Source organism: Bradyrhizobium sp. 159, from assembly GCF_023073795.1.
GTDB lineage: Bacteria > Pseudomonadota > Alphaproteobacteria > Rhizobiales > Xanthobacteraceae > Bradyrhizobium.
In genome coordinates this window covers 1-22112 of record NZ_JADPKE010000037.1, presented here as the reverse complement: position 1 = coordinate 22112, position 22112 = coordinate 1, and the positions used below count along the sequence as shown (strand labels likewise).

Below are 22112 nucleotides of genomic sequence, written 5' to 3'. Positions count from 1 at the left end.
TCACCGCGCGCCGGCGGCGTCAATCATCCCGACCGCGCTATCCAGAGCATTCCGCGCAAGTCAAGCCCGGGCACCGGTGATCCTATCGTGACGCTCACGAAAGAACAGGACCGACGCACCTTGAAGGTTGCCAAAAAGCATGCCCTGCGCATAGGGACCACCGCTCCTTTCGGAGGTTTGCGACGGCTTACGAATTCTGAATAACCTTCAACATCGCCTGGCTACGCTTCCCTGCGGCATACAGTGGGAGAGGGATTGCTCGACTGGAATAAGTATCCCGCGAAGTACCTGGACGCTCGTGCGGGCGCCCGCGCACAGCAAGCCGCTTTACAGCATCCAACATCAGCTTGAGCCAAACTGCGCGCTCGAGGCCGCGGCCTATCAGGCTACAACAGCATGTAAATCGAGATCGAGGTCGGCACGAAGCAAACGCGCTTTGCTGCACGTTCAAGCCACCTGAGCGGTATCGTTGATGAAGATTCATTGTCGAACTGATACGCACGGAAAGGAACAAGCCCGGCTGGTGAGACACGCGTCTTCAGGTTTACCAGCCAGGACCGGCGCTTCTCTTGCCTTGCCATTGCAAGAACAGATCACCTTGAGACGTGAAAGGTCCGACGAAGGCATGAACTTGTCTGCTATGGTGCCGAAAGAGTACGATCGTCTCCCCTGCGAGCAATGAGATATCTTCGATCTCGCTTTTCAAAGTCTCACGACAATGTTTTGTCGATCCGGTCGCGCAGCCAGTCGCCGACCAGCGAAATCGACAAGGTCGTAAGCGAGATGACCAGCGAAGGCAGAACAAGGATCCAGGGAGCACGGGTCAGATAGTCACGACCGTAGCTGACCATATTGCCAAGGGAAGTCAGCGGCGGCTGCACTCCGAGTCCAAGAAAGCTAAGGCCGCTCTCGAGCAGAATGATGTCTGGAAAGGCAAGTGTCATGGTGACGATCAACGTCGAAGCGATGTTCGGCATGATGTGGCGCAGGTAGAGACGCCATGGACTTGCGCCAAGCTGCCGTACGGCGATCACATAGGCTTGCTCGTTGGCACTCATCGCAAGCGCGCGGGTGACGCGGGCGTAGCGTTCCCATCCGTGGAGACCGATGAGCCCAACGAAGAGGAGCAGAGAGTTGCCGAAGAAAGCAAGCACCGCGAGCGCCAAAACGAGAAACGGCATGCTTGCCTGAAAATCGACACAGCCGAGGATGATCTGCTCTACCCAGCCGCGGAAGTGAGCGGCCAAAAAGCCGAGCGTGATGCCAAGGATGGCGCCGATCAACGTCGCCCCGAAAGCAATAAGGAGGCTGATGCGAATGGATATGACCAGGCGTGCCAGTACGTCCCGACCGAGCTCATCTGAGCCGAAGGGATGCGCGATGGTTCCGCCAAGGCCAAGAGGTGCAGCGAGGCGATGATGAAGGTCGAGGGCTGCATAGTCATACGGAGCGAGGTGACCTGCTGATATCGCGACAAGAAGCATGAAAACCAGCCACGCGACTGCTATTCCGATCGCGCGGTCGCGCCACCACCACACCTGTCGCATCTTTGAAGACGGCAGAACCTGGTCTGCGAAAATGCTCAATTATCGCCTCCCAGAGTGCAACTGGCGCAAACGTGGATCGAGCACGCCATAGAGCAGATCGATCGTAAGATTGGTGGTGATCATGGCGGCGGCCACGACGAGCAGGATGCACTGGACGACAGCCAAATCGCGACTGGCGACTGACACGACTAGCAGACTGCCAATGCCTGGCCACGAATACACGCTTTCAACCAGCACCGTTCCCGCGATGAGATTGCCGACCATGAAGCCGACGATGGTCAACACCGCTATCGCGGCGTTGGGCAGAGCGTGACCGGTCACGACCCTGACCCAAGGCACGCCCTTGGCGCTGGCCGCACGAATATAGGGTTGTCCAAGCACCTCGAGCATGGCGCTGCGGCTGAAGCGGGCCAGAACGGCCGCGCCGCCCAGACCGAGCGTGATGACCGGCAGCACCACATGGTGCCAAGTGCCGGCGCCGCCCGAGGGGAACCAGGGGAGCTCGACTGCGAAAGCGAGTATGAACAGGAGGCCAAGCACGAAAGATGGCACGGTGAAGCCGATGACGGCGACCATCATCACCAAGCGATCCGCCAGACTATCCCGCTTGAGGGCCGCGTAGACGCCGGCCGGAATGCCGATCATCAGGTTGAGGATCAGCGCCGGCGCAGTCAGCATCAGCGTGATAGGAATGCGCTCGGCAACGACGGTGATCGCGGCACGTCCGTCACGCATCGATTGGCCAAGATCTCCATGAACAACGGCAAAGAGGTATCTGACGTATTGCACCCAGAGTGGCGCATCGAGCCCCCAGGCCTTTCGGAAGGCCTCCACCGCTTCCGCCGGCGTTTCCGGCGACAACAACGCCAGGGCGGGATCGCCAGAGGCACGCAGCACCACGAATGCGAATGTAACCACAATTGCGATGGTCAGGAACGCGCGCGCGAAGCGGACCAGAATAAAACGAGCCATCATGTCTCCTTGTCGAGTTCGGCACCATGATCGCCGATCAGATGGCAGGCGACGCGCCGCCTGTCAGGAGCGTATCTGAGCTCTGGAGCGAGCCGCGCGCAAAGCGGAAGAGCGACCGGGCAGCGAGGATGAAATGCACAGCCGCCCGGTCGCGCAGCCGGATTGGGCGGATCTCCTTGAAGGATGGTGCGAGAGCGATGTCGTCCTGGCCTCGGCACCGCGGAAACGAGCGCCCGCGAATAAGGATGCAAAGGATCCAGAAGAACCGCCTCAGACGATCCTTCCTCGACGATGCTGCCGAGATACATCACAGCAATCCGATTGCTGATCAGCCGGACCACTCGCAAATCATGGCTGATGAAGATCATCGCCATGCGCCGCCGCTCCTGCAGGTCCCGCAGAAGATTCATCACTTGCGCCTGGATCGAGACGTCGAGTGCCGATACTGGCTCGTCGCAGACAAGGAGATCCGGATCGGTGGCCAGCGCACGAGCCAGGACGGCACGCTGGCGCTGGCCGCCTGAAAGCTCGTGCGGAAAGCGCCCGAGGTGGTCGGTCCTGAGCTCCACATCCGTAAGAAGCGCATTGACCCGCTCCTCTCGTTCCGACTTGCTGCCAAGCCGATGAATTTCGAGCGGCTCGGCTATTTGCGCGCCGATCGTCAGGCGGGGATCGAGCGCAGCTAGCGGATCCTGGAACACCATTTGGATTCGCATCCTAAGGCGGCGCCATCGACTATCGCCGATAGCGGGCAAAGCTTCGCCGCCGAAGGTGACCCTGCCGGCATCCGGCCGGTCCAGGCCGATCAGGAGCCGGCCCGCAGTCGACTTACCGCAGCCGGATTCGCCAACCAGTCCGAGGGTCTCGCCGGGAGCCAGCTGCAGCGAGAGCCCATTGACCGCCTGGACCATCGCTGGAGGGTGGAAAAGGCCCCGTGGCAATCGATAAGCTCGGACAAGCCCGTCGGCCTGGAGAATCGGCGGAGCAGTCCTGCTCATGCAGCCACGACCTCGTCCGCGCGCGGTTCGCTCGTGACATGCAAGCAGGCAGCCCTGTGTCTGATGTCGCCATCCAGCGAAGCGAGTTCAATCGCCCATTCATGACAGCGTCCGATCCGCCGATCGCATCGAGGGGCGAAAGGACAGCCTGGCGGAAACGCGGCTGCGTTTGGCACGACACCGGGAATGGCTAAGAGGCGTTGCCGCGGCCCATCCAGACTTGGAAGAGCCGCAAGAAGACCTCTCGTATATGGGTGAGCAGGTTGGTCGAAGAGACGGTCGGCAGGCACTTCTTCGACGATGTGCCCCCCGTAAAGGACCATGACACGTTCACAGATCTCGCTGACGACACCGAGATCGTGCGAGATCAAGACCAGCGCCATGCCCGTCTCGCGCTGGATTTGCCGCAGAAGCTCAAGGATCTGCGCTTGAATTGTGACATCCAGGGCGGTGGTAGGCTCATCAGCGATCAAGATGTCGGGCTGTCCTGCAAGCCCCATGGCGATCATGACGCGCTGGTTCTGCCCACCGGAGAATTCGTGCGGATAGGCGCCTAGCCGGCGCGCTGCGTCGGGTATGCCGACCTGGTCGAGCAGACGTCGCGCTTCGGCCTGCGCCGTGCGGTGATCCATACCACGATGAAGCCGCAAGGATTCTATGATCTGATCGCCCACCCTGTGCACGGGATTAAGCGCGCTCGCCGGGTCCTGGAAGATCATGGCGATCTGACCGCCCCGCATCTTGTCCAGGCGAGAGGCTGGTGCATGGAGCAGCTCCTCTCCGGCCAGCCGTACGCTGCCCGTTACTTCAGCGCGCCGCGTCAACAGTCCGAGCGCAGCAAGCCAAGTCACCGATTTGCCGCAACCGCTTTCACCGACCATGCCCAGCGACTCGCCGCGCGCGAGCCTGAGATTGATTCCGCGCAGCGTCGGCATACCGTCGAACGCCACACGCAAACCTTCGATCTGAAGAAGCGCTTCCATGCGAGGCCCCTGCTCGTCCCTGATCATAGAGGCTGCATCGGCTTTAAGCCGATTCAAGGTATGCGTCATCGCGATCAGGTCCGGATCAGGGCTCTGTTGAATGGGCCGCAATTGAGGTCGAGCGTCAGTCCCGGCAGCCATGGCACATCGCGACGCTTGCCATAGAACTGGCCTGAGACGTGCAGGATCACGCAAGGGGGATCGACCTCGTTGATGATCTCGAGCATGCGGCAAATGATCGGCCGGCGCTGTTCGCTCTGCACGGTGTCCAGTAGCTTGGCGCCGAGCGCAAAATATTCCTCGTTCCTCCAGACTCCGATCGATCTTGGCAGAGTGCCGCTCGGACCGAATTCACGCCAGGGATGGCCAAGATGATCCAGAAACAGCGCCGTATTTGACGTATCGAAGATGGCACGCACCGGCTGGCGCTGAACTTGCGCGAAGTTTTCCATCATCTGAATTTTGACGTTCAGGCCAACCGCCCGCCACATCTCGATCATCGTTTGCGCGCCAGAGACCTGATTGGGGTAGTAATTGTTGAGCAGACGATAGGTGATCTGCTCTCCCTTGTAACCCGCATCAACCAGCAACTCCTTGGCCTTGCCGGGATCGTAGGCAAGCGAGGGGAATTCGTGGATGTAGCCTTCCCCGTAGCTCGGCAGCTGGTAGCCGTTCGGAATCGGGACCCGGTTCTCCCACAAGCTTTGCACGATCAGCTTGCGATCGAGCGCAAGGCTCATCGCACGGCGAACACGCGCATCCTTCAGAATGGGATCAGTCTGATCGAGGGCGAGCGAGCGGATATTCTGCACGGCACCACCGACGACCTCGAGATCAGCACGCTTCTGGATGCCCGCGAACTGGTCGGGCGGAATGTCAGTGGCAATGTCGAGCTCGCTGGCGAGCAGGCCGTTCACGCGCGCGGAAAGCTCGGGAATGATACGGTATTCGATGCCATCGAATGGCGGCCGCCCGCCCCAATACGCATCGTGGGCACTCAATGAGACACGAATATCAAGCTTGTGATCGACGAGCTTATAGGGACCGCTTCCGACAGGGGCAGTGGTCCAGCGCTCCCACGAGCCCGCCGCCAAAAAGGCGCGCTGGCTCACGATCTCCGATCCCCAAGCAGCCAGACGCTGCTCGAGGAGCGCGTCGGCGCGCTTTGCATGCACAATGACGGTGTAAGGATCGAGGATTTCGACCTTCTCGAGCCGATCAAGCGACTGAAGCGCCTCGGACATGCCGCTGCGTCCAGGTCCCAGCAGATGGTCAGGACCAAGGCTAAAGGCAACATCTTCAGCCGTCAAAGGCGCCCCATCATGGAAAACGACTTCCTTGCGCAAGAACAGCCGCAACGACTGCGCGTTGATCCGCTCCCAACGCTCGGCCAAGCCCGGCCGTAGCGTCATGTCGTGAGCATGGTCTACTCTGATCAGCGTATCAAAAAGCTGCGGCACGACCCGACGAATGGCAGTATCGGTCGCGATAACCGGGTCGAACGATCGCGGAAATCCGGACATGCCGACTTTGAGGCGGGGACGCGGCAATGTCTTAGGCTCACTCTCCACAGCGCCGGCGCCTGTGCTGGCTACCACGCTTGCGGCAAGGCTACCTGCGACGGCTTGCCGTCGCGTCAGATCGATACGGGTCATCACCGCCTCCGCTTCCACGTTCATTGATGCGAATGCCAGCCCGCGATTTGTTCGACCGGCACAAACTCTCGATCCCCGAAATCGAGCGCTTTTGTTGCTCAATTTCGCGATTGTGCGCGAGCTTAAAAGCCTGAACTGCTACGCCAGAATGACACACATCGAATAAGTCGATGTGTGCTTGCAACTATGCGATGATCGGCAGGCCGATGATGAGGAGGAGCTGAGACGCAAAGGCCTCATGCGAGCGCCAACAGAGCCGCACGAAGAAGCGATACAATTATCGCAATCTTCGATGATTATATCCAAAGCCGCGATCACCTGGCTCGTCTGGCCGTTCGACTTCGGATAGACCCCCAATCGCTCATTCGAACGCGTAGGGTATCGTGTCTTGTCTCTCGTTTCAGAACGGCTCAAGGTCGTCCGTCCCTCTCAAACCAAGGTCATGACGGCTCGCGCCGCCGAGCTGCGAGATCAGGGAACCGATGTGATCACGCTCAGCCAAGGCGAGCCGGATTCGATACGCCGTCCGTCATCTGTGAAGCTGGCATCCGGGCCATCCGTGCCGGGCAGACGAAGTACAGGTTGTGTTCAACGCACTATTTGCCAGCCTCGATCCGGGCGACGAGGTTGTGATCCCGACGCCATGCTGGGTCTCCTATCCCGACATGGTGGCGCTTGCAGGTGGCAAGCCGGTGCTCGTCGCCTGCAGTGAACGCGATGGCTTCAAGCTGCGCCCGAGGTACTGGACCAGGCGATCACGCCGCGCACCAAATGGTTGATGTTGAATTCGCCATGCAATCCGACCGGTGCGGTCTACGACCGGTGCGGTCTACAGCCGAAGCGATTTGCTCGCGCTCGCGGCGGTATTGCGCAAGCATGCCCAGGTGCATGTGCTATCCGACGACATCTATGAAAAACTCACCTATGACGCCGACTTTGCAACAATGGCCGCGGCCGCACCGGACCTGTGCGAGCGTACCTTAACGGTCAACGGGATGTCCAAGGCAGACGCGATGACCGGCTGGCGCGTCGGCTACGTGCCGGGCCTTTGGCGCTGATCAAGGCCATGAACCTCATCCAGGGCCAGACCTCTTCGCACACCAGCTCGGTTTCTCAATATGCCGCTCGAGGCGCTGTCAGGGAGACGGGACCATATCAAGGAGTTCGCGCGCGCGTTTATGCAGCGACGCGATCTTGTTATCGGCAAGCTGGACCAGGCCAAGGGGCTTGCTTGCCGTGTACCGGACGGTGCCTTTTATATCTTCCCCTCCTGCGCGGATGTCATTGGCAAACGCGCGTCCGACCGCAAGATGATCGAGACCGACAGTGATTTTGCCATTAATCTGCTCGACGCCTTCGCCGTGGCTGTCGTGCCTGGCAGCGGCTTCATGGCTTCGCCCTATATTCGCATCTCCTATGCTTCCTCACTCCAGGACCTCACGCGCGCCTGCGACCGGATCATCGCCGCCTGCGCGAGCCTGTCCTAAAAGGATTTTCCGATGTCCTCTGCCAAACGCCTTCGTGCCCGCATGGCTGAGACTGGCCTTGTCCACGTCATGGCCGCCCACAGCCCATTCTCAGCGATGCTCGCTGAAGAAGCCGGATTCGACGGAGTGTGGGCGTCCGGCTTCGAGCTGTCTGCGCTTTATGGGCTGCCGGATATGAGCCTGATCTCAATGACACAGCATCTCGACATGCTGCGGGCGATCGCCGGACGCACGAGGCTTCCGATCGTCGCGGACATCGATACAGGCTATGGCAATGCGATTAACGTCATTCACGCTATCACGGAATATGAGCGGGCCGGCGCCGGTGCCGTTGTCATCGAGGACAAGACTTTTCCAAAAGTAACGAGCCTTGCTGCCGAGGGCCGCCAGGACCTATTGCGCATTGAAGAATTCCAGGGGAAGATCGAGGCTGCCATCTCGGCAAGATCAGATCCGGATTTCCTCGTCATCGCCCGCACGGAAGCCTTGATCGCCGGCCTCGGCGAAGTGCAGGCCCTGCATCGGGCACACGCCTATGTAGAGGCTGGCGCGGACATGATCCTGATCCATTCGAAAAGCAAGACTCCTTGCGAGATCGAAAGCTTTGCGCGCGCCTGGACCGGAACGGTGCCGCTGGTCATCGTGCCGAACGCCTACCCTGACCTCGATGCCAAACGGGTCAAAATGCTCGGCAACATCCGCATGATGATTTATGGCAATTACGGCATTCGTGCTGCTGCAACCGCCATGCAGGAGACCTTCCGCCGGATCATCGCGGATGGTGGCGTCCAGAATGTCCACAAGGACATTCTGCCGGTGGATGAGATCTTCAGAATCCAGAAGATGGAAGAGGCCAAGGCGGCTGAAGCTCGCTTCCTTCGCTGAACGCTGAACCGATACCTGCCAGCGAGATTTTGAGACGGCACTCAGCAGCGAGCTCTGATTCGCACGCAATCCTGAACGCACCTAAGAAGTCTCGGGCCTGTCATCTCGACGGCCCTCGATGTCGATCGCGATATCAGCAGTCATCCCCCTTGCAGGCACCTGGAGATCACCTCTTAGAAAGTCGTCGGCAGCAATCGAAGTCGCCGAGCCAGATCGCCCGAATCCTCGAGAAGGCAGATTTTGTGCGCGAGATATCACTTATAAGCGGCAATCCGGCTATAGACATCGAATAATGTGATGGAGCTTCTGGCAATTGCCCGCCGTGACAATCAGCGGAGAGCCCAGAAGCTACCGGAGCGAAAATGGCTGCCGAACACAATGAAGTGCCCCTCAATGCTATCCGGGTGTTTGTGACCATTGCGCGTGAGGGAAGCGTGACGCGTGCAGCGAGCATATTGGGAACGACACAGAGCTCGGTCAGCCGCTATTTGGCTGTGTTGCAAGACTACTTTGGCACGGATCTCGTTCAACGGCGGGGCCGACGCAGTGAATTGACAGAATTTGGAAGGCTCTTTGCGAACGCCGTGGCCGAACCGCTTGATACAGTGTGTTTCACCGCGAAGAGAATGCGGCGGAGGAACGGAACGGACGCCAATCGTATCGTAGTCCACACCTCTCTTTCCACCTTCGCCTACTCCTTCCTGATACCCAATCTCCAGGCGTTCTCTGCCGAGATGGGCGGCGTCGTCGTCGACGTGATCAGCTCATTGTCTCCACCGAGATCCTCCGACAATTTCGACATCCTGCTTACCCGCGATCTTTGTGTCGCTGAACCGGCCGACGATTGGGCGATCTACAATGAGATGCTCGTATGCGTAGGCGCTCCAAATCATGTCATGGGAAAAACGCTCTCCACTGCCCGCTCAATGCCGATTCTGAATATCACCTCGAGGCCCGACATACTGCCCACCTGGCTCAGAGCCATGAACCTGACCGCGAAGGACATCAAGTCCGGGGCGCGATACGATCATAATTACCTTGCTTTGCCCGCCGTCATAACCGGGAAATGCCTGCTGGTGGCGCCGGAAATCATTGTGAGCGATCTCGTGCGTACAGGGGCGCTCCATGTCATACCGGGATCGCGTACTTCAAGCGGCATGCAATATCGGGCCTATGCGGTGGACCGAAGTGACAATCTCGAAGTCGCTCGCGCCTTTTGCCGATGGGTCGCGCGGCTCTGTAAGAAGGCCGCGATTCCGGAAGCCGCCTAATCGCGTATTTGCGTGATGGCAGACGTTTGATCAATCTTTGGAATCTTAGCGTGTCCATTTGCACATGCTGACTGTTCCGATTGCCGGCGAGCTCGTCATTTTGCGAGCACCGCGGCCAGCCTGCAAGTGAAGACGTTACCCGCGCCCTGCCAAAACGCGTTCAAACCGGCCGACTACGATGGTTTTGTAAGATACGGGCTAGCCGATCAGCCAAAGCTCAGGACGGGTCGCCCTCGCCTTTACGCCTGCGACGGAGCAAGGCGCGATAGCCGCCTCGCACCAGAAGCAGCCCGGTCTTGACCAGGCGAATGGTCCGGCTGCGCAGATCGTGCGTTTTCCAGCCGCGATCGGGAATGCGATGCTTGCCGAACAAGCCTTGCGCGATTTCGCGATAGCTGTGTCCCTCCAACGACCCATCGACCGCACGCAAGGCGAGGATGAGCCGACGGCGGGTCAAGATTGGCAGCGTCAGAGGCGGTGGTCCGATGGGGCGCCGTTCGAGCGCCAGCCAAAAACGATGTGCTGCCGACAAACGAACCTCGAAACTGCCGTCGAACGGCAGGTCGACGGCAAGCGAGGAGCCGCTCGGTGGAAGTTCTGTTAGCCACAGGCGATGCTTTGCTCCTCCGAGCGCCACGATGGCATGCCATCCATCCGGCGCATGGCGAAGCTCGCTACCCGCCAATTTTCTGAAATCCAGATCGTACGACGCTGCCGAGCGGACAGCCGCGCGCAAGGACAGCACGGTCGCGAGCACCTCGGGCGCCCAGAAAATGGCTTGTTGGTCGAAGGTCTTTTGCGGATCAGCTGCGAAAAGACAGTCCCCACTGCTGCCGCAAATGGTCCGGCATCGCGTCGGATCGTTCGCTCATGGCGAGAGCCAAATAGTCTCGTTGGTACTCGCCGTTGCGGCGTAGCCACTCCCAAGCTATGTCCGCGGCCTCTGCTTTGTTGGCATCGGGATAGGCCTTCTCTGATCTCCAGTCAGCACCTGGCATCGCACCACTTTCCCCGTATGTTGATAACGCACATGCAGGGAATTGCAGCCCGACGAATGTGACTATTTCTGGTTGACCGAATGCAGGTCTTCGCGATTGATGCAGTTTGCGCGATATGATGATCTAATTTTGCGATCGGTCATCACCAGAAGGGACGTCCGTTTCGAACGCACTTATTCCTCACTCTTCGGCCAACCGCGCTGCAGGAGCTGCCGAAAGCCATGACGTGCCGCCCACTTGGCGCGAGCCAGATGGCTTTCAAAGATACGTCGGGCGCGATCCGGATCCAGGGTGGCATCAATACCAAGCACAATGCGCGCAACTTCTCGCCAATCAGCGTTATCGGCCTCGGCATCCAGCAGACGCATATACGTGACGGCATGTTGCTCGTCATAGGGCGTGAGCTGCGGCGCGTTAGGCGCGAAATCTGCGATCTTGGGATCGGACGGCACGGCCTGAAAGTCCTACCAGATTGAGAAGCCTCGATTTTAGGGACGGTAGCCGTATTCAGAACCTCTTCGTAGAGAGCCGATTGTCGCGGCCTGTGGGAGCATTCTTGCCAAAGTCAATGAATACCTAACGGCGGTGACTGCCGTCGTTCCCTTCAATTCGTTCGCTCCGACCATCGTCCGAATGCATTCGATCGCAGTCCGTTCCGCTCGATCAGCAGAACTGTCGTCCAGCCTTTCGAATCAAGAGGCCGAAATGGGACGCAGCTCGTCGTAGCTCGTCAGCACAGGCTGATTCGGCGCGCCATCTGAATTCAGTACCGCTCCTTCATTCGAATTACGCGCGGACTCTGCTCATCTGCATTTTGGGCGAACGTACCGCAATAGTATGGTTATAGCCAGTGGTTTGATGGCCGTCGGAATGGCTGCTTTAGCGCATGAAAGCTCGTGCGCTTGTCGCCTGGAATGTGCGCCGGATCCGCGTAGATCGCGGTGTTTCGCAAGAGCGATTGGCATACGATGCCAAGATCGACCGCTCCTATATGGGCGGTATCGAGCAGCAATCGGAGAACCCGACAATCGATCTTCTCGACCGTATCGCGGAAACGCTTGGGGTTCATTTGTCGGAATTCTTTCTTCAGCCGCCCAAAGGGGCGACGGCTCCCAAGCCGTTGCGTAAGGGTCGAAAGCCCGTACCCCCACGTAGCAGAAAGAAATAACACTCCTCACGCACGAGCTTTGTACTTGCTGCCCAAGCCGCTCACATCAATTTCGCGACTGCCGCAAACCTCACCGGGGGGCGGACAGTGGACCCGCCGATTTCACCGCTTGAGGAGTTCGGGTTTTCCTTGTGTACCCTGATGAGCTCCACCAGGTTCTCGCTGCCGTAGTCGGTGAACGCCATGATGCCATGGTCAAAGATCAGATGAGGCCGTCCTCGGGGTCCATTATAAAAGCGACGTCTGACAGCCAGCCCTCGTCTTCGCCGAGACCCGCTCCGGTCGAGATCGATGATGGGTCAGCGTGTCGCTGCCGCCCTCCCGGTAACCCTCATACCAGTGATAGAATGTGGCACGTGGGATACCAAGCCTGCCCCGCCTGGCCAGACATGCGATTGCTCCACCAGGTAGATGATTCGGTTTTCCTCGGGCGCAGGAGATCTCATGCCTCGTTCTCCCCATCCCCGTTCACGTTTTTGAGCGTCCGCGTTTCCGAAAAGTCGGCCACCATTTCTTTCAGCGCCGTCGTCTCACGACGCAGATCCTTCACGCGCCAGAAGTTGCCACACGCGCCGTATCGCCGCCAGGCGATGTCTATCGGTCCCGAGGAAGTCCTTGGACCCGCCATGTACATTGAGGCGGCAATACCTGGGGCCGGCTGAGCTCTAAAGATATTCTCGTCGCCCTGCAGTCCTTATTGGACGACAGCATCTTCTCTGCCGACGGATATTCCGGCATGTTCTGGCGCCGAATGTCCTTTGGTACTCGTTCTGGTGGCACTTGCCCGGTCCAGATTTCTGTTTCATCGATGCTTCTGGTGGCTACGATGAACCAGAAATCCCTCATCGGCCAAACCGTCAATTTGTCTCAGACGCTGTGACGGCGAGCCCTGATGAACCAGAGCATCCCTTCTCGAAAAGACTGATCAGTCCTCAATTCCTGGCGCCGTACAATCCGGGTCGGCTATACAGAAAATGAGGTCGCAGAAGCCTTCCAAGGGCATCTCATCGCATTGAGGGTAGTGTGTATTGGCTACCCGTGTGTTGGTGTCGACCGGTTGCGCGGCAACCTCAGGGACGACAGGGGTACCGCCGCTGCAAGCGCCACGGCGCTCGCAGTTACAAAGCCAATTTTTTCATTCGAGAGTCGCTCCCTTAGATTGGCCCCAGCCGCCCTCAACGTGTCTTATGTGCGACCCCAGGAGCTGTAAAATGCATAGTTTTGATGGAATGCATACAGTATGGATGAATATCGCGCGGAGCACCCCGGCGGCTGGCTACAGCCGATCCTGCAACCTCTACCGGGGTGGAGCGAGATGATCTCGCCGAGTGCGCCAGGCACTTGAGCCTGGAGAGAAGCTGTTCGTCGGCTTCGCGGGCGACAAGGTGCCGGTGTTCGACGCCCGGGACCGGCGCGCAGCGGCTGGCTCATGTCTTCGTCGCCTGCGGGAGCATCCAACCACACGTTTGCCGAGCGCGCTGGTCGCAAGCGGTAGCTGACTGGATTGCGATGCACGTTAATGCTTGGCGGGCGATCGGCGGCCGACGGCGATCGGCTGGGACGCTCTGAGATCCGCGTAACGCCATCTGTCGCTATGAGCTCGCCAACCTAAAGAGGAGCTGGCCAAGATCACGCCACCTTTATCCTACCTATGCGTCCGCGCAAGCCGCACGATAAGGCGAAGGTGAAAGGTGGTGGTGCAAATCATCCCGCGGTTTTACTGGCAGCCTGCGGAACTTGACAGATTCCGCCGGCGACCAGTCTCGATCACCTCAAGAGGTCCAAGGTGAGTACTGCGCCTGCGAGTAGTATCATCCGAGCTAGGCCCTGCAATTCGAGAAGCCGAGGTCGGTGATCCAAACGCGTTCGCGAATAGATATCGAGAGCTGACTTGCCGGACGCGGTGGGCCGGCTAAAGGCGATCGTCCTGAAGTCTAGCAGGCTGTTGAAGAACTCATCCACGTTTGCAAACGAAGGCTGAGTCGTCACCATCGTGGATGTAGAAGTGGCCGACGAGCCTGCCCGCAGTGCCGATCATGACCCATCCGCGACCGCCGGCAGGGTCATTCTCGTCGTGCCCTTCCCATGAGAACTCCGCACAGGCCGAACCGTCTGGGGCGCCGTAGCGGACGTCGAGCAAGCCCTTGAGAGCCCCAAAGGCGATTTCGCCATCGGACTTGCCCTCGAAGATGCGCCTCTTCGACAAGATCGAGGAAGTCGCTGTCCCAGACGTCCATCTCGACGATGCGCCAGCGGCCGGCAAAAGCCTTGGCGAAGCCGGGCACCTTGGCCATCAGCCGGTCTCCGCGATCAGCTTGGGCAGTCGCACCAGATTGTAGGCGGTGGCAGCGAAGGTAAAGGCGCATGCGACGCGATCACGGTCACGGAAGCTGGTCTTCTCTTGCCCGGCGACCGTCTTGATCCAGCCGAATGCCGCCTCGATCCGCTTGCGGATGCGCTGGCTGACGGCATAGCCGCCGTGCCGGGTCGTTCGCCCGTCAATCGCCGAGCTGCGGCCGCTGGTGTTCTGCGCAACATGCGGCGTGACATTCATCGAGTGCAACTCATTGACGAAGTCTTTTGCATCGTAGGCTTTGTCGGCGCCGAGCGTGATCGCTGTCCGCCGGTCGGCATAAGGCTCGATCATGTGCAGCGCCGCCACCCGTTCGGCATGCCTGTCCGCCAACGCGAGGCAGGCGTCGACGAGCAGGCCGTGGCGGTTCTCCTCAGCCCGTGCCCGATGAAGCACAGCTTTGTCTCCTTGCCTTTGCCCTTGCGGTAGAGCCTGGCATCGGGATCGGTAGTCGAAGCGTGGGTGTCGTTCGAGCGTTTCTCGCTGACGCTCTTCATCGAGGCCCAGGCCTCAATCAGCGTGCCATCGACCGAGAAGTGATCGCTCGATAGAAGCTTCTCCACCCCCGGCTGCGCCAGCACCGCCGCCAGGAACTTCGCCGCGATGTCGCCTTCCAGCAGCCGGTCGCGGTTGTTCGAGAACACCGAATGTCCCAGGCCGCGTCGTCGACGCCGATTCCGGCGAACCAGCGGAACAGGAGGTCGTATTCTAGCCGCTCCACCAGAAGCCGCTCGGAGCGGATCGAATGAGGCGCTGCAACAGCATCGCCCGCAGCATCTTCTCCGGCGGGATCGACGGCCGCCCAATCGGCGAACAGAGCGCGGAAAACTCGCTCCAGCAACGCAGCGCCTCGTTCACGATCGTCCGGATCGCTCGCAGCGGATGATCACGCCGCACCCGCGCCTCCAGATCAACGTAGCTAAACAGCTCACCCGTTCGATTGTCGCCGCCGCGCACACACCATCTCCGAATCTCGTCGGAGCCAATGAATCACGATCGATGCTTCAGCTTGAGCCTTGAGCCATCGATCGCGCCTTCGCGCTAAACACGTCCAGGCGACGCCGAATCTCGCTCCAACGAACTTAAGTTTACTCCTCCGAGACGGATACTTGAAGGCCGAGCGCGAACGACCAATCGCTTGATCTTGCGACAAGTTGACAATTGCCCTTCCTGCGCTACCGCGCTGGCTGACATGGCCAGGTACAGCGGCGTTGAGACCCGGTTAAGGCCGAAGTCGGCATCAGCACCGAGGACGACATCAAGTGTCGATCGGCGAGGCGATCATCGTCGCGCGTTTAGGGAGACGGCACCAACATTAGTAGTCTTGTTTCGGTGATTGTCGACAAACCGTTGACCGACTGGGGCTGTCGTAGTCGAACCAATGGACTAACACACGGTTACAAGAGATTTCCATTCTTCACTTGTTGGAGGGGACGCGGTGGTTCGGGGCGTTGTCGCCATGGTGCCAATGGGATTGTCGAAGCACGGCAAGGAGCCGCCCTACTCATGGCGTTCGCTCTGCGGAACACAGGTGTTGTCGTTCAACAAAGGCGACGGAGATCTCATCCGGATCGATACGGCGTTGATCCGCGCGCAGAGCGGCACAGCTTTCTTTGTTTCAAATCCGCCACCATTGCTGCCCAGCGCGACCTTGGACAGCCAATAGCCGAGGCAATCTGAGTCGCCCGCCCTGCTTGACGCTTACAGTTGCGGCCATCAGACGGAAGACAGGCACGAGCAGATCAGCGGCGTTTTTTTTCACGAGTCGTGATCGACCCTCGCGTACGATCAACTGCGGTAATTGGATGAAGAAGCATCCGCCGAATCGACGTAGATTGTCGCGCCGACCTGCACGCGACGCAGGTCCTGCTGGTATCCACCGGCTCTCGCCTTATGAACCATCTCGATGGCTGGAGGATCCTCTGCACCGAAGATAAGGACCTCCGCGAGGACGCGGCCGGTCATCGTGGACGGTCGCGAAATGCCAAGCAGGCTGAGCACGGTGGGCGCGAAGTCGCAGATGCCCGAAGGCACATGCGATTCCACGCCGCTTCTGATCAATGGGCCCGCTAGAATGCCGAGCGACGACATTTCCTTGGAGTGCAGCCCGCCGTGCACACCGAGCCCAACCGGCGAATTCGGGCTCCAGCAGCGGCCGGGAAAGCCAAAGGAATCGAGACCATCGTCTCCCCGAAACGAAAACAATATGTCAGCCGACCGGGGATGATCGGCGAAGACCAGATGACGGGCGAGGCTACCTGGGGCGATCCCATCCTCTCCGCTCTTAGCGGCCGTAAAAACCGGTCCGCACCAAGGGCGTTCCATCATTGCCGCAACCAAGCGGCGGATGGCGCGGTCGGATGGCTCCGTCAGGTAAATGGCGCCAACCTGCCCCGATATGACGACCGCGTCGACCCCCGGTCCTGGCACTTGGCCAGAACGCATCCCAGTCGCCTTCAACGTGTCCAAGAGATCAGCCTGCGCGTGCACCGTGACATGGCCATGTTCCGATGCTACGATAAGATGGACGCCCCTGGGCGCTCCTTCAGATTCCCACCAATCCAGCACCCGGCCGAACTCACGGTCGAGAAAGCGGATCGCCTCCAGCGTCGGCGTCGCGCCAATTCCGCAATGATGCGACGAGGTGTCCGGCTCGCCGAAGGAGAGAATTGCGACATCGGGCTGAATTTGAGGCCAGACCTCGTAAAGCAACGCCGAAGTTAGAAAGGCTTGAGCGGCAAGATCCGGCGTACCGAGAGGCGTCTGCGCGGGCGTCGGCCCAAGCCGCGCCTCGACCCTTTCCAGCATTGCGGCCGACGTCGCGATGCGAGCGAAATGACCCGAGAGCGTCACTTGGCTCAGGGATCGAGCCTTGTGGTTCAGCATGCGAGTTGCTCCGGCCGAATTGGAGGCGAGAACCGCAAAGGTCTTGCCGTTCGCTGCGAGGATCTCGCCCAGCGACGGTGCGCCGACCAAATGGCCGCCGCTCGCGGCATCAAGGTCCTCGACCAGGCGGTCGTCGCTCGTATCGATCAAGCGCGGCGACGTGGCCACGCGGTCGACAAACCTGTTGCCGACAATGCCATGATGATCCGGCGTCGCGCCAGTAATCAGGCTCGTCAGTGAAACCCGGGTCTCGCTGGGATAGATGGTGCGCTGCCGCAGTAGCGTAGCACCGCGGCGCCTGAGTCTATCTAGGTTCGGCGTCCGCGATGGACTAACAAGATCGGGGCGAAGCCCGCCAAACAGCACGATGATAACGCGGTTTGGACCTGATCGATCTGACATAATGGCACGCTCGCTTTGCTGTATGTTTCAAGGCTCCCACGGCTGCTCGCTTGAAGCGCCGCGACACGGTGAGAGATCGGCACAGGATGGGTGAGACCATGTCACCGATACTTTTTGCGCCGTCCATGTGAACCCTTCCATGATCCCCTCACGACTTTCGCACAGGGCGCGAGGTCGTGCCGCGATCATCACACACGACAGCCGCTCCCGGACACCGGTTATCCTGAAGACGCACTCTTTCTTTAACGTCCCTCGCAGAGCATTGTCGTCCCGATGATGCCTTTTCCCGCCAACTCTGCAACATCGTTATGGGAGAGCTCGAGAAGCCCAGTCAGGATCGCGCATTGTGCCGCCTCAGGGTCGGCGCCGCCGCACGAATCGCATAAGGTCCGACCCCTTCGCGGATCGGGCATTGATGGCTGTAGATGCGCGCCCGATGAAAGTGGGCGCTCGACTTGCTGCAGAAATCCGCGCGACCTTAGAAGGGGATCGTGGAGCAGGTCGATTGGATGCCGAGCTACGCCGGACGCAACCCTTACCGACTGCAATTCGAACATCGCCTGATCTGCATCACGGGTGCGCGTCCAGGCTACGATAGCGTTCTCGATGTTGTCATCAATACTACGGCGGGCTTCTGCAGAATTAAGCGACAGGTCCATGGCCCAGTCTCGTCGACCAATAAGAATGGCCAGCCTCTGCCACATCTCATTGTCGGTGGCGGCTATTGTAAGCCAGTTATCCTCGCCTTCGCATCGAAAGCAGCCGTGAGGCACGAACTGCGGATATCGATTGCCGTACCTTTTCGGCGGCATAGGGTCAATCGAGTGGATAGTGAGCCATGGCGCCGCAAATGGCAGGATGCATTCGATCTGGGAAAGGTCAATAAGTTGCCCCTGCCCGGCATCACGGGCACAAATCAGCGCGATCAGAATTGCGGCGCAGCCGTTCAAGCCGCGGATAGCATCTCCGAAAGCAACATGGCTCATCACGGGCGGCATGCCGAACTTTCCGACCACAGTCGGCAATCCCGAGCCCTGCTCGAGAGTTGAGCCGTAGGCCCGACAATCGCGATACCTACTATCCGCGCCAAACGCGGACATCGACAGCTTAACCGGGCGAGGGTTGAGCGATCGGAGCACATCACAACCTAATTCGAGCTTCGGCAGGACACCTACTGAATAATTATCGACGACAATATCAGCTTTCGTCAAAAGGCGCTTAACAAGAGCGAGACCTCGTGGCTGGGTGAGGTCGAGTGTAATGCCGCGTTTGTTGCGGTTCATGATGCACAAGCATGGCGCCCGCTCGTACATTTCATCTTCGATGAAAGCTGGGCGTCGGTCAACGCCACGCCACCAATGCGGATATTGGATGGCCTCGATTTTGATGACGTCCGCACCAAGATCGGCCAGGATGCGCGTACACAACGGTCCTGCCCACCCCATCGAGAAGTCTATCACGCGAACTCCATCCAACGGCGGCCGTCCGGCATCAGCGCAGGCCGCTGAAGGTGAAGGCAGACGCCTCAGGACGTTCGCGATAGCTTGCTGTTCGCCCGCAGCCGGAACCTTACCAACTCGACGCGGCGGAGTTAACGTCAGGCGTTGCATCGAGCTGGCGGTCAGGCCCTCTTCTCCGTCAAGGAGAACAGGCGCGGTCGTGCCGCGCTCTTTCCTCTCAGTGTCTTGGAGATGATCAGACATTTGGGGTACTGGCACGATAGAAATCTTACTTACGCCCCTCGGTAAACCACTGCTGCGCTCTACGCTTTTTCAGTCTCGGTACGAATTGTTGTTCGATCTGTTCAATATCCTGCAGACGATCCTTGCCGAGGAGCAGATCCGGATTGTCTCCAAGTTCGGAAAGGCGGAGCATATCGCAAAACGCTCTCCACCGAGCGGGTGTGAAGGTTGTAACGCCAAGCCATCCCTTTTTTGTTTCGTAAATACCTGTCGGAAAGACCGGCCAGAAGCGATTGATGCCAATACCGCGTACGACTTTGCCATGCGCCGATGCCTCAAAGATGAAATATTCGCTGAGAGCGAGGCTCGATTCGAAGATACTGAGTGACCACCTCCGGCCCTGCTCGCCGCGCATTCGAGCAATCACCGAAGAAGCCGCGGCTATAGAACCCCACAGGCCGGCAAGAATACCTGTCTGGAAATCTGGAGCGTGTGAAGGTGGCCCCTCTGCCGGTCCAACCAGCTTGATGAGGCCAGCACGCGGACGGATCGTCGAATCCGTCGCTGCAAAGCCTGCATAGGGTCCTCCACACCCGAACCAGCTCGCCTCAACGTGGGTCAAGCCGCAGTGGCGGGCACGGATCGCAGCGATATCAATGGGTGGGCAATTCGCGGAATCAACATCCCGGCCATCGATCAAGACATCGCAATCCTCGATCAGTGCAGTTAGTCGGGCGATCGTGCCCGCGTCAGCAGGATCGAGGATCGTGCTTGATTTGTTGAAATTGAGAAACGCGAACCACGCACTTTGGCCCTTGTGAGTGAGTGGCGCAGTACGGCGAATTCGATCTCCCCCTGGCGGCTCGATCTTCTGAACGTCAGCCCCAAAATCTGCGAACAATCGAGCGCAATAGCTGCTTGCGTCCGAGCTGCCGACCTCAATCACCCTCTGTTGTGGCAATACCCCCGGAGAGTGTTTCCTTTTGCTATCCATACCATGCCCCAATATCACTGGCCGAATCCGCGTCTCGACGAGCGGACGTACGCTGCTTAGCAGTCCATGGGTATCCCGGCCGTCGTGGTATAGCATCAAGGGCCCGTTCTGTAGCCGGTACTCGGAATCGAGCCTGAGCACGGCGGAAATCACGTGGACCCGAGCGACAATGACTAGGACAGTCAACATCCGGCTCGAAGAAGCAAAATGCCATTAAGTGGCCGGCACTTGCCTGTCCACGGCGGGATACATTGCCGAACTTATGCAAAATGTAGGAACAGCTAGATGCAGACAAAGCCGTGTGCGCTCTTTTCGCTCTCGTAGAGGAAGTGAGGCTAACGCAGCAACAATCGTACCAATCGCGTCCACCCGAAATTCATGACGCGAGACAAGGGCTAAATAGACTTTGCATCGCGTTCGACGCAATTGAGCGCATTGAAGCATCTATCGCAAAATGTGCGGAATGGGACAAAGCGTCCGCTTGCGCTCGGCTATCTGCCAAACAAGATCCAATACCCGAAATGTAGCGAACATCTTCGATGGTGGCGGCGTAGGAAGCGTGAACGTATGGGAAGTTCCCGGTTATCGGACCAAAATGACGCCCTTCGGCGGGATCAAGCAATCCGGGCTCGGCTATAAGGAGGGTGTCCTCGAGGCGATGCGCGGCTTCACCCAGCTGAAAACGTACTCCCTCCCGTGGCCGGTCTAGGCCTGCAACGGGCTACAGCATTCCGAAATTGAGTCGTGGAATAGGCCAGAGCCTGTTTGCCGTCAGCACTTGTGGGTTGAGGACCTTGAGAGCGAGGATTTCTGGTTCCTGATAGCCACCAAGAGCGAAGATGAAGCGGAAATCGGACCAGGTAAAGGCGCCGGCAGAACAAGTGCCAAAGGCATTCCGCGTCAGACACTCCGGCAGTGCTCGGAGAAGCAACGATCCGCATCATGCTGGAACGACGCAAGCATCCGGAGATGCTGTCAATTGCCCACTAATTCGTCCGGCATATCTGCCGTCCTTCCAGTCGTTCGCACCAGAAATCCCACCTCGACTCTGCTTTTGCGCCACATCAAAGCGCGTGGATCAGCTCCTGACTAGATCAAAGAACCTCGACTAAGTTCAGTATTGGTTCTTGCTCCATGTCGCTCGCGCAGAGATTAGATTTCCGGCGATCGCAGTCGCTGGTCATGACGCCGCAGCTGATGCAGGCGATCAAGCTGCTGCAATTGTCCAATCTCGATCTCACGACCTTCGTCGAGGAGGAGCTCGAGCGCAATCCTCTGCTCGAGCGCGCCAATGGCGAGGTAGCTGGCGTCGAATCCCTGACTGGGTCGGTGAGGTCAGCGCCGAGCAGCGCGCCGGGGCGGCCGCGCGCAACGCCCAGGACGCCGCGCCGACCACCTATACCGAATGGGGCGGCGGCTCCTCGGTGACGAAGACTACAATTTTGAAGCTTTTGTCGCTGCCGAGACAACATTGTTGGGCTCTCTTGCCGAGCAGCTCTCGGTTGCCTTCACCGCGCCGGCGCAGCGCATGATCGGCCAGTACCTGATCGACCTCGTCGACGAGGGCGGCTATCTGCCGCCGGATCTCGGCCAGGCCGCCGAGCGTCTCGGCGCATCGCAACAGGATGTCGAGGACGTCCTTGCCGTGCTGCAAAAATTCGATCCGCCCGGCGTCTGCGCACGATCCCTCAGCGAATGCCTGGCGATCCAGCTGCGCGAGCTCGACCGCTACGATCCGGCGATGCAGGCCCTGGTCGAGCATCTCGATCTTCTCGCCAAGCGCGACATCGCGTCCTTGCGCAAGGTCTGCGGCGTCGACGACGAGGACATC

General features: G+C 59.3%; 17 protein-coding genes and 5 pseudogenes. 9 read left to right on the top strand and 13 right to left on the bottom strand.

Going from position 1 to position 22112, the window contains the following annotated elements:
• Positions 1-204 (top strand): hypothetical protein (locus IVA96_RS07950; protein ID WP_247416682.1); only part of this gene is annotated, 204 nt, incomplete at its 5' end.
• A 506-nt stretch (positions 205-710) separates the two neighbouring features.
• Here IVA96_RS07950 and IVA96_RS07945 read toward each other — a convergent pair.
• The 5 genes from IVA96_RS07945 to IVA96_RS07925 all read right to left on the bottom strand — a co-directional run bounded on the left by IVA96_RS07945 (position 711) and on the right by IVA96_RS07925 (position 6173).
• Positions 711-1547: an ABC transporter permease gene (locus IVA96_RS07945; protein WP_247416686.1), complete on the bottom strand. Its 837-nt coding sequence runs from the start codon at positions 1545-1547 to the stop codon at positions 711-713.
• A gap of 39 nt (positions 1548-1586) precedes the next feature.
• The gene (locus IVA96_RS07940) at positions 1587-2519 is read right to left on the bottom strand and encodes an ABC transporter permease (protein ID WP_247416684.1); all 933 of its coding nucleotides are present in this window, start codon (positions 2517-2519) and stop codon (positions 1587-1589) included.
• Positions 2519-3517, bottom strand: coding sequence for an oligopeptide/dipeptide ABC transporter ATP-binding protein (locus tag IVA96_RS07935; RefSeq protein WP_247416680.1), 999 nt, complete (start codon positions 3515-3517; stop codon positions 2519-2521). The genes IVA96_RS07940 and IVA96_RS07935 overlap by 1 nt, the downstream gene beginning before the upstream one ends.
• Entirely contained in the window at positions 3514-4500 is a 987-nt protein-coding gene (locus IVA96_RS07930) for an ABC transporter ATP-binding protein (RefSeq protein WP_247416677.1), read from the bottom strand. Before IVA96_RS07930 ends, IVA96_RS07935 begins: the two co-directional genes overlap by 4 nt.
• A gap of 74 nt (positions 4501-4574) precedes the next feature.
• On the bottom strand, positions 4575-6173 hold the full coding sequence (locus IVA96_RS07925) for an ABC transporter substrate-binding protein (RefSeq protein WP_247416675.1): 1599 nt from the start codon (positions 6171-6173) through the stop codon (positions 4575-4577).
• A gap of 566 nt (positions 6174-6739) precedes the next feature.
• Here IVA96_RS07925 and IVA96_RS07920 point away from each other — a divergent pair.
• The 3 genes and pseudogenes from IVA96_RS07920 to IVA96_RS07910 all read left to right on the top strand — a co-directional run bounded on the left by IVA96_RS07920 (position 6740) and on the right by IVA96_RS07910 (position 9798).
• Positions 6740-7642: pseudogene (locus tag IVA96_RS07920) on the top strand (aminotransferase class I/II-fold pyridoxal phosphate-dependent enzyme).
• 12 nt (positions 7643-7654) lie between these two features.
• Positions 7655-8527 (top strand): isocitrate lyase/phosphoenolpyruvate mutase family protein, encoded by an 873-nt coding sequence (locus IVA96_RS07915; protein ID WP_247416672.1) that lies wholly within the window; start codon positions 7655-7657, stop codon positions 8525-8527.
• 362 nt (positions 8528-8889) lie between these two features.
• Positions 8890-9798 (top strand): LysR family transcriptional regulator, encoded by a 909-nt coding sequence (locus tag IVA96_RS07910; RefSeq protein WP_247416670.1) that lies wholly within the window; start codon positions 8890-8892, stop codon positions 9796-9798.
• A gap of 217 nt (positions 9799-10015) precedes the next feature.
• Here IVA96_RS07910 and IVA96_RS07905 read toward each other — a convergent pair whose 3' ends face one another.
• Positions 10016-10555 carry a DUF2285 domain-containing protein gene (locus tag IVA96_RS07905; RefSeq protein ID WP_247416667.1) on the bottom strand — a complete coding sequence of 180 codons (540 nt, stop codon included), beginning with the start codon at positions 10553-10555 and terminating at the stop codon, positions 10016-10018.
• 414 nt (positions 10556-10969) lie between these two features.
• Entirely contained in the window at positions 10970-11248 is a 279-nt protein-coding gene (locus IVA96_RS07900; protein ID WP_247296149.1) for a DUF2285 domain-containing protein, read from the bottom strand.
• A gap of 434 nt (positions 11249-11682) precedes the next feature.
• On the opposite strand from IVA96_RS07900, the gene IVA96_RS07895 reads away from it, so the two are divergent.
• Positions 11683-11964 (top strand): helix-turn-helix transcriptional regulator, encoded by a 282-nt coding sequence (locus tag IVA96_RS07895; RefSeq protein ID WP_247416666.1) that lies wholly within the window; start codon positions 11683-11685, stop codon positions 11962-11964.
• Positions 11965-12005: 41 nt separating this feature from the next.
• Here the strand turns inward: IVA96_RS07895 and IVA96_RS07890 are convergent, their stop codons facing one another.
• Positions 12006-12149, bottom strand: coding sequence for a hypothetical protein (locus tag IVA96_RS07890; RefSeq protein ID WP_247416664.1), 144 nt, complete (start codon positions 12147-12149; stop codon positions 12006-12008).
• Between the two features lie 512 nt (positions 12150-12661).
• On the opposite strand from IVA96_RS07890, the gene IVA96_RS07885 reads away from it, so the two are divergent.
• Complete coding sequence (locus IVA96_RS07885) at positions 12662-12844, top strand: hypothetical protein (protein ID WP_247416662.1); 183 nt, start codon at positions 12662-12664, stop codon at positions 12842-12844.
• Between the two features lie 1074 nt (positions 12845-13918).
• Here the strand turns inward: IVA96_RS07885 and IVA96_RS07880 are convergent.
• Positions 13919-14258: pseudogene (locus IVA96_RS07880) on the bottom strand (hypothetical protein).
• Positions 14258-15274, bottom strand: a pseudogene (locus IVA96_RS07875) (IS5 family transposase). The pseudogenes IVA96_RS07880 and IVA96_RS07875 overlap by 1 nt, the downstream one beginning before the upstream one ends.
• 481 nt (positions 15275-15755) lie before the next feature.
• On the opposite strand from IVA96_RS07875, the gene IVA96_RS07870 reads away from it, so the two are divergent.
• Positions 15756-15983, top strand: coding sequence for a hypothetical protein (locus tag IVA96_RS07870; RefSeq protein ID WP_247416660.1), 228 nt, complete (start codon positions 15756-15758; stop codon positions 15981-15983).
• A gap of 122 nt (positions 15984-16105) precedes the next feature.
• Here IVA96_RS07870 and IVA96_RS07865 read toward each other — a convergent pair whose 3' ends face one another.
• From IVA96_RS07865 to IVA96_RS07855, 3 genes are all read right to left on the bottom strand, one after another.
• The gene (locus IVA96_RS07865; protein WP_247416658.1) at positions 16106-17569 is read right to left on the bottom strand and encodes an alkaline phosphatase family protein; all 1464 of its coding nucleotides are present in this window, start codon (positions 17567-17569) and stop codon (positions 16106-16108) included.
• 278 nt (positions 17570-17847) lie between these two features.
• A complete protein-coding gene (locus IVA96_RS07860) occupies positions 17848-19065 on the bottom strand; it encodes a CoA transferase (protein ID WP_247416656.1) in 1218 nt (405 codons plus the stop codon).
• Positions 19066-19333: 268 nt separating this feature from the next.
• Complete coding sequence (locus IVA96_RS07855; RefSeq protein ID WP_247416654.1) at positions 19334-20281, bottom strand: CoA transferase; 948 nt, start codon at positions 20279-20281, stop codon at positions 19334-19336.
• Between the two features lie 481 nt (positions 20282-20762).
• On the opposite strand from IVA96_RS07855, the pseudogene IVA96_RS07850 reads away from it, so the two are divergent.
• A pseudogene (locus tag IVA96_RS07850) lies at positions 20763-20990 on the top strand (aldehyde dehydrogenase family protein); the annotation flags it as partial.
• A gap of 425 nt (positions 20991-21415) precedes the next feature.
• Positions 21416-22112, top strand: a pseudogene (locus IVA96_RS07845) (RNA polymerase sigma-54 factor); the annotation flags it as partial.

Coding starts and splice junctions, on each gene's coding strand:
- IVA96_RS07910 (WP_247416670.1), top strand. CDS start 8,890: ATGGCTGCCGAACACAATGAAGTGCCCCTCAATGCTATCCGGGTGTTT.
- IVA96_RS07855 (WP_247416654.1), bottom strand. CDS start 20,281: ATGGATAGCAAAAGGAAACACTCTCCGGGGGTATTGCCACAACAGAGG.
- IVA96_RS07945 (WP_247416686.1), bottom strand. CDS start 1,547: ATGCGACAGGTGTGGTGGTGGCGCGACCGCGCGATCGGAATAGCAGTC.
- IVA96_RS07890 (WP_247416664.1), bottom strand. CDS start 12,149: ATGGCGTTCACCGACTACGGCAGCGAGAACCTGGTGGAGCTCATCAGG.
- IVA96_RS07895 (WP_247416666.1), top strand. CDS start 11,683: ATGAAAGCTCGTGCGCTTGTCGCCTGGAATGTGCGCCGGATCCGCGTA.
- IVA96_RS07915 (WP_247416672.1), top strand. CDS start 7,655: ATGTCCTCTGCCAAACGCCTTCGTGCCCGCATGGCTGAGACTGGCCTT.
- IVA96_RS07930 (WP_247416677.1), bottom strand. CDS start 4,500: ATGGAAGCGCTTCTTCAGATCGAAGGTTTGCGTGTGGCGTTCGACGGT.
- IVA96_RS07940 (WP_247416684.1), bottom strand. CDS start 2,519: ATGGCTCGTTTTATTCTGGTCCGCTTCGCGCGCGCGTTCCTGACCATC.
- IVA96_RS07935 (WP_247416680.1), bottom strand. CDS start 3,517: ATGAGCAGGACTGCTCCGCCGATTCTCCAGGCCGACGGGCTTGTCCGA.